The sequence below is a fragment of the Dehalococcoidales bacterium genome, assembly GCA_035529395.1.
Lineage (GTDB): Bacteria > Chloroflexota > Dehalococcoidia > Dehalococcoidales > Fen-1064 > DUES01.
The window spans coordinates 1-4,887 of record DATKWT010000115.1; the positions used below are offsets into that span (position 1 = coordinate 1).

General features: G+C 54.3%; 7 protein-coding genes. 1 reads left to right on the plus strand and 6 read right to left on the minus strand.

Features of this window, described 5'->3' with window-relative positions; translation table 11 throughout:
- Positions 1 to 406: pyridoxal-phosphate dependent enzyme (locus VMW13_07400; protein HUV44639.1), on the plus strand; the 406-nt coding region annotated here is incomplete at its 5' end.
- Positions 407 to 449: 43 nt separating this feature from the next.
- Here VMW13_07400 and fdhD read toward each other — a convergent pair.
- From fdhD to VMW13_07430, 6 genes are all read right to left on the minus strand, one after another.
- Complete coding sequence (gene fdhD / locus VMW13_07405) at positions 450 to 1,238, minus strand: formate dehydrogenase accessory sulfurtransferase FdhD (protein HUV44640.1); 789 nt, start codon at positions 1,236 to 1,238, stop codon at positions 450 to 452.
- A 112-nt stretch (positions 1,239 to 1,350) separates the two neighbouring features.
- Positions 1,351 to 1,776 carry a Fe-S cluster assembly scaffold protein NifU gene (nifU, locus tag VMW13_07410; GenBank protein HUV44641.1) on the minus strand — a complete coding sequence of 142 codons (426 nt, stop codon included), beginning with the start codon at positions 1,774 to 1,776 and terminating at the stop codon, positions 1,351 to 1,353.
- Positions 1,777 to 1,790: 14 nt separating this feature from the next.
- A complete protein-coding gene (locus tag VMW13_07415) occupies positions 1,791 to 3,008 on the minus strand; it encodes an IscS subfamily cysteine desulfurase (protein ID HUV44642.1) in 1,218 nt (405 codons plus the stop codon).
- A 3-nt stretch (positions 3,009 to 3,011) separates the two neighbouring features.
- On the minus strand, positions 3,012 to 3,380 hold the full coding sequence (locus VMW13_07420; GenBank protein ID HUV44643.1) for an NIL domain-containing protein: 369 nt from the start codon (positions 3,378 to 3,380) through the stop codon (positions 3,012 to 3,014).
- On the minus strand, positions 3,352 to 4,074 hold the full coding sequence (gene cysE, locus VMW13_07425; protein HUV44644.1) for a serine O-acetyltransferase: 723 nt from the start codon (positions 4,072 to 4,074) through the stop codon (positions 3,352 to 3,354). The genes VMW13_07420 and cysE overlap by 29 nt, the downstream gene beginning before the upstream one ends.
- 100 nt (positions 4,075 to 4,174) lie before the next feature.
- Positions 4,175 to 4,603 carry an RrF2 family transcriptional regulator gene (locus VMW13_07430; protein ID HUV44645.1) on the minus strand — a complete coding sequence of 143 codons (429 nt, stop codon included), beginning with the start codon at positions 4,601 to 4,603 and terminating at the stop codon, positions 4,175 to 4,177.
- Between the last annotated feature and the right edge of the window lie 284 nt (positions 4,604 to 4,887).

Here is a 4,887-nt window from a genome sequence, read left to right on the forward strand (position 1 = left end):
TGTTGTGGCCGGTGTTGGCACTGGCGGCACGCTGATGGGTATCTCAAGTGTTATGAAAGAGGCGAATCCGAAACTCAGAGTGGTTGCCGTGGAACCGGAGGAGGCGGCCGTCATGTTTGGTGGCAGTGACGCCAGAATCAGCGAACACAGTATTCAGGGAATCGGCGATGGCTTTATACCTCAGCTGATAGACATGAGCAGTGTTGACGACGTTATCACGGTGGGAAGTGAAGAAGCTGTCAACACAGCCAGAAAACTTTCCAGGGAGTATGGACTGCTGGTGGGAATAAGCTCTGGCGCAAACATGTATGCTGCATTTCAGGTAGCCAGGGAATGTGGCAGAGTCGCCACCGTTCTACCGGATAGGGGTGAAAGGTATTTGAGCATGAACCTGTTTAAATACTGAACCCTGCTAGTCAGAAGTCCCCGCTCACCCGCACCTGAACCCGCTACCCGTCAACCGTGACCCGCCAACTGTTGGTGTAAACGTTCGCTCTCTTCCCGCGGACGAAGCCAATCAGCGTAATCCCCAGGTCATTGGCCAGCTTCACCCCCAGGTTTGTGGGTGCCGACTTTGAGACCAGTATCGGAACGTTTCGCTTTGATACCTTGAGCAGTATCTCCGATGAAATCCTGCCGCTGGTAATCACCAGGCGGTCATCGGTCGGTATATCCTTGAGAAGGCATTCCCCGAAGACCTTGTCCATGGCATTGTGCCGCCCGATATCCTCATCGAAGACGAGGATATCGGCAGAATCACACAGGGCTGCCGCGTGAACTCCGCCGGTAGCCCTGTATGTCTCCGAATGGTGCTGAAACTTCCTAGCTAAAGCAAGAATATTCCGGGCCGTTATCTTGAGCAGCGATTCCACCTTCTGTCCGGCGACGTCGGTGGCGCTGTAGAATGAAGCGCCCCGGCCGCAACCGGATGTAATCAACCGGCTGAACAGTGCTTCTTTGGCAGGTTCATCGCCGCCCTCGGTTTCCACCCGGACAACACCGGTGCCGTCGTTGATGGTCACATTCCTGATTTCATCCTTACTCTCGATAAAGCCCTCCGAGAAGAGAAACCCGACCGCCAGGTTCTTCAGGTTGCTCGGGGTGCAAAGGAGCGTAACCAGCTCCCGGTCGTTGAAAATGATGGTCATGGGGAATTCCCTGACGACAATGTCTTCGATATCGTTGGCGACTTCCTCGGTGACTCGTCGGATATTGAGTGTCTCTATATTGTTTTCCATTCTCTATCGCCTGTTGCAGACCCAAAGAAGTACTAACAGTCAGCCGGGCGCTTCATCAGGATAAGGTATAACCAGAGTGCTTTGTGATAGCTCCTGAACGCATCACGTCGGTTCAGGCGTTCTTCTCGTCTCCGGATGCCTCGGTCCCGGTTCCCTTTCCTTTGCCCAGGTAATCGTCAATGGCCGACCTCAGGGCATCTTCAGCGAGGACGGAGCAATGCATCTTGGCCGCCGGTAGTCCGCCGAGGGCTTCGGCCACCGCCTGGTTGGATATCTTGAGAGCCTCGTCTATTGTCTTGCCCTTGACAATCTCGGTAACCATAGAGCTTGTGGCAATGGCAGCCCCACAGCCAAAGGTCTTGAACTTGGCATCGGTGATGATGCCGTTATCCACCTTGATATAGAGTTCCATGATATCGCCACATATCGGGTTACCGACATGCCCGGTACCATCAGGGTTCTCCATATCACCGACGTTTCTGGGGTTTCTGAAGTGCTCCATCACCTTCTCGCTGTATAATGACTGAACGTCTGACATTTGCTTTTCTCCTGCTATCGGCTTTTCAACAGTGGCGACATAGCCCTGAGCTTGGCAACGATTTGTGGCAGTGTCTCCATTACACGGTCTATGTCCTCCTCGGTGGTCCACTTACCCATGGTGAACCGCAGCGAACTGTGCGCCTGTTCGTGAGCCAGGCCGAGTGCAAGGAGCACGTGGGATGCTTCGAGGCTGGACGAGCTGCACGCGGAACCCGTGGAAGCACAGATGGCTTCCAGGTCAAGATTGAGCAGCATTGACTCGCCCTCAACGTAGCTGATGCTGACATTGACGTTATTGGGCAGTCTGTTTACCGGGTCGCCGTTCAGGCGTGTGTCCTCAATCTGTTCGAGGATTCTCTTGATGAGGCAGTCGCGGAGGATGGTGAGACGCGGGCCCTCTTCCGGCATTTCCTGTCGGGCAATCTCGGCCGCCTTACCGAAGCCGGCAATAGCCGGGACGTTCTCGGTACTGCCGCGCCGGTTCCTTTCCTGGCCACCGCCGTGCATGAAGGGTACCAGCCTGGTGCCTTTTCTGATGTAGAGAGCACCGACGCCCTTGGGTCCGTACAGCTTGTGGGCGGATATCGAAAGCAGGTCTACACCAAGCTCATCTACGTTTATCGGAATGTGACCCACGGTCTGCACCGCATCCGTATGGAAGTAGGCTCCGGCCTCTCTGGCAATGACCGCCAGTTCCTTAATCGGCTGTATCGTTCCAATTTCGTTATTGGCATGCATTATGGAAACGAGGACCGTATTGTCCGTAATGACTTCCTTGAGCTCTGCCGGGTCTACCAGCCCATACTCATCGACCGGCAGATAGGTCAGCGAGAAGCCGCGTCTCTCCAGGAAATGGCATGTCTCGAGGACGGCATGGTGCTCGATGGCGCTGGTGATGATGTGGTTGCGCTTGTTCTGATGAGCGAACTTGTTCTGATGGGCGAACTCATTCTGATGAGCGAACTCATTCTGATGAGCGAATGCGGTGCCCTTGATAGCGAAGTTGTCCGCTTCCGTGCCGCCGCTGGTGAAGACTATTTCATCCTCCCGGGCACCGATGATAGCGGCGACCTTTTCACGCGCTTCCTCAATAGCACCTTTTGCTTCCTGTCCATAGGAATAGATGGACGAAGGGTTACCAAAGGAGTCCGTGAAATAGGGCAACATCGCCCTGACCACATCAGGGTGTGTCGGTGTAGTTGCCGCATAATCAAGATACACGCGTTTCATTCTCTATCCTTCGATACCGTCTCCGATAGCAGGGTCGACCCTCACACCACGGGCAGTGACCCAGGCAATTCCCCGTTCTATCTCCTCGGGATTGCCCTCCAGTTCCAGTACCACCCAACCCTTGTCCTCGGATATATCGGCACGGCGGATGTTGGTAGCTAACTGGAACTGGTTACCGAGGGTATAGATGATAGGTTCTCTGACATGTTCCTGCGGGAAGGTAAACATCACTCGTCTCTTGACCATTTCAGTTTTCCATCCCTTTATAAGCACCAGTATAGCACAGTTGAGGCCCGGCAATACTGTGTCCGGTGTCCTGCGTGGATCAGCGGAGTATCCGATTTCATACTCCGCCTCCCTGGCTGAATCCACTGGCAACCTCCTGCTGCCAGTCTTTCAGGTCATCTTCAGATGCGGTAACTGCTAGTCCGTTCGCGGTTTCGAGCCGCCGCAAACGTTCGTTCAGCCTCTCCTGTTTTCTGAGCACCAGCCTGATTGTTTCGGCTACGGGGTCGGGGAGTTGTCCGTGGTCGAGGTCGGCGAGTGTCCTCTGACGGTCCTCGACGACTCTTCCCGGAATGCCAACCACTGTTGCTCCCGGTGGCACCGATTTCACCACCACAGAGCCGGAACCGATTCTAGCGCCGTCTCCGATTGTGATTGCACACAGGACTATTGCACCCGCACCAACTACCACTTTGTTGCCTATTGTGGGATGGCGCTTACCCTTGCTCAGGGTGGTGCCTCCAAGAACGACACCCTGATACAACAGCACGTTGTCACCGATTTCGGCAGTCTCACCGATTACCACTCCGGCACCGTGGTCTATGAAGAAGCGCCGTCCGATCCTGGCCCCGGGGTGTATTTCGATACCGGTAAAGAAGCGATTGATGTGGGACACTACACGCCCCAGTAAGCGCAACCTGTGGCGCCACAGGAAGCGGGCGAGCCGATGACTCCACAGGGCATGCAGCCCCGGATAGCAGCTGAGTACCTCAAGTATACTCCTCGCTGCCGGGTCTTCCTTAAAAACTGTCTGGATATCCTCCCGCAGGGTATCGAACATGAGTCGTATCCTTATCCCTCTATTCCCCTATTCCCTGTACCGCCAGCATTTTCTCGTCCGGGCATTCCTTATTATTGCGGGACCTGACAGATGTAAAACATCACTTGGCTGTTTGTTCCTTATTCTTCTGGCGCTCCACCAGGTCCCGCAGGGTTATTGATTGAAGGACTCCATCGATTGCCTTTTTTAACTCCTCCCAGACATCTCGAACAGCACAGAGATGTGAGCGGTGGCACACTCCGGGGTTACCGACGCACTGTACCACCTCAACGGAGCCTTCAAGGAGGTGAATGACTTCATCCAGCCCGATATCCTCCGGTAGACGACCCAGCGATACACCTCCCTTACGCCCACGGGTGCTGGTCATAATTCCTGCTGCGATGAGGGGTGTAATCAGGTGCTCCAGATACTGCTGCGAGAATTGCTGCCGATGGGCAATATCACGTAGCAGGACCGGCTCATCGTCCTGGTGCAGAGCAAGGTCGAGGAGAGCTCTGGTGGCGTATTGTCCTCTGGTAGTAAGCTTCATAGCTCCAACTTTATTATTGTTGACCAATCTACTCAACAATATCTAGAATAGCATGGTCACAGTATCATTGTCAATAATATTACGATGCCAGCTAGTGTAGTGTCTAGTATATATCTTTACGTATGATGGATGTTGGTGTCATTCCAGCGCAGGCTGGAATCCAGGGAGCAAACACGTATCCCGGATCGAGTCTAACAGGGTGATGAAAAAGGGGAGTCCAGAGGGAGCGCCCCTCAGAAGGGGCGAAACCCCTCTTCCGAGAGGGGCCGAAGCCTCCTTTGGCA

What these genes read in the sequence shown, in the direction of transcription:
- nifU (HUV44641.1), bottom strand. Translation starts at nt 1,776, where the DNA reads ATGTCAGACGTTCAGTCATTATACAGCGAGAAGGTGATGGAGCACTTC.
- cysE (HUV44644.1), bottom strand. Translation starts at nt 4,074, where the DNA reads ATGTTCGATACCCTGCGGGAGGATATCCAGACAGTTTTTAAGGAAGAC.
- VMW13_07415 (HUV44642.1), bottom strand. Translation starts at nt 3,008, where the DNA reads ATGAAACGCGTGTATCTTGATTATGCGGCAACTACACCGACACACCCT.
- VMW13_07430 (HUV44645.1), bottom strand. Translation starts at nt 4,603, where the DNA reads ATGAAGCTTACTACCAGAGGACAATACGCCACCAGAGCTCTCCTCGAC.
- fdhD (HUV44640.1), bottom strand. Translation starts at nt 1,238, where the DNA reads ATGGAAAACAATATAGAGACACTCAATATCCGACGAGTCACCGAGGAA.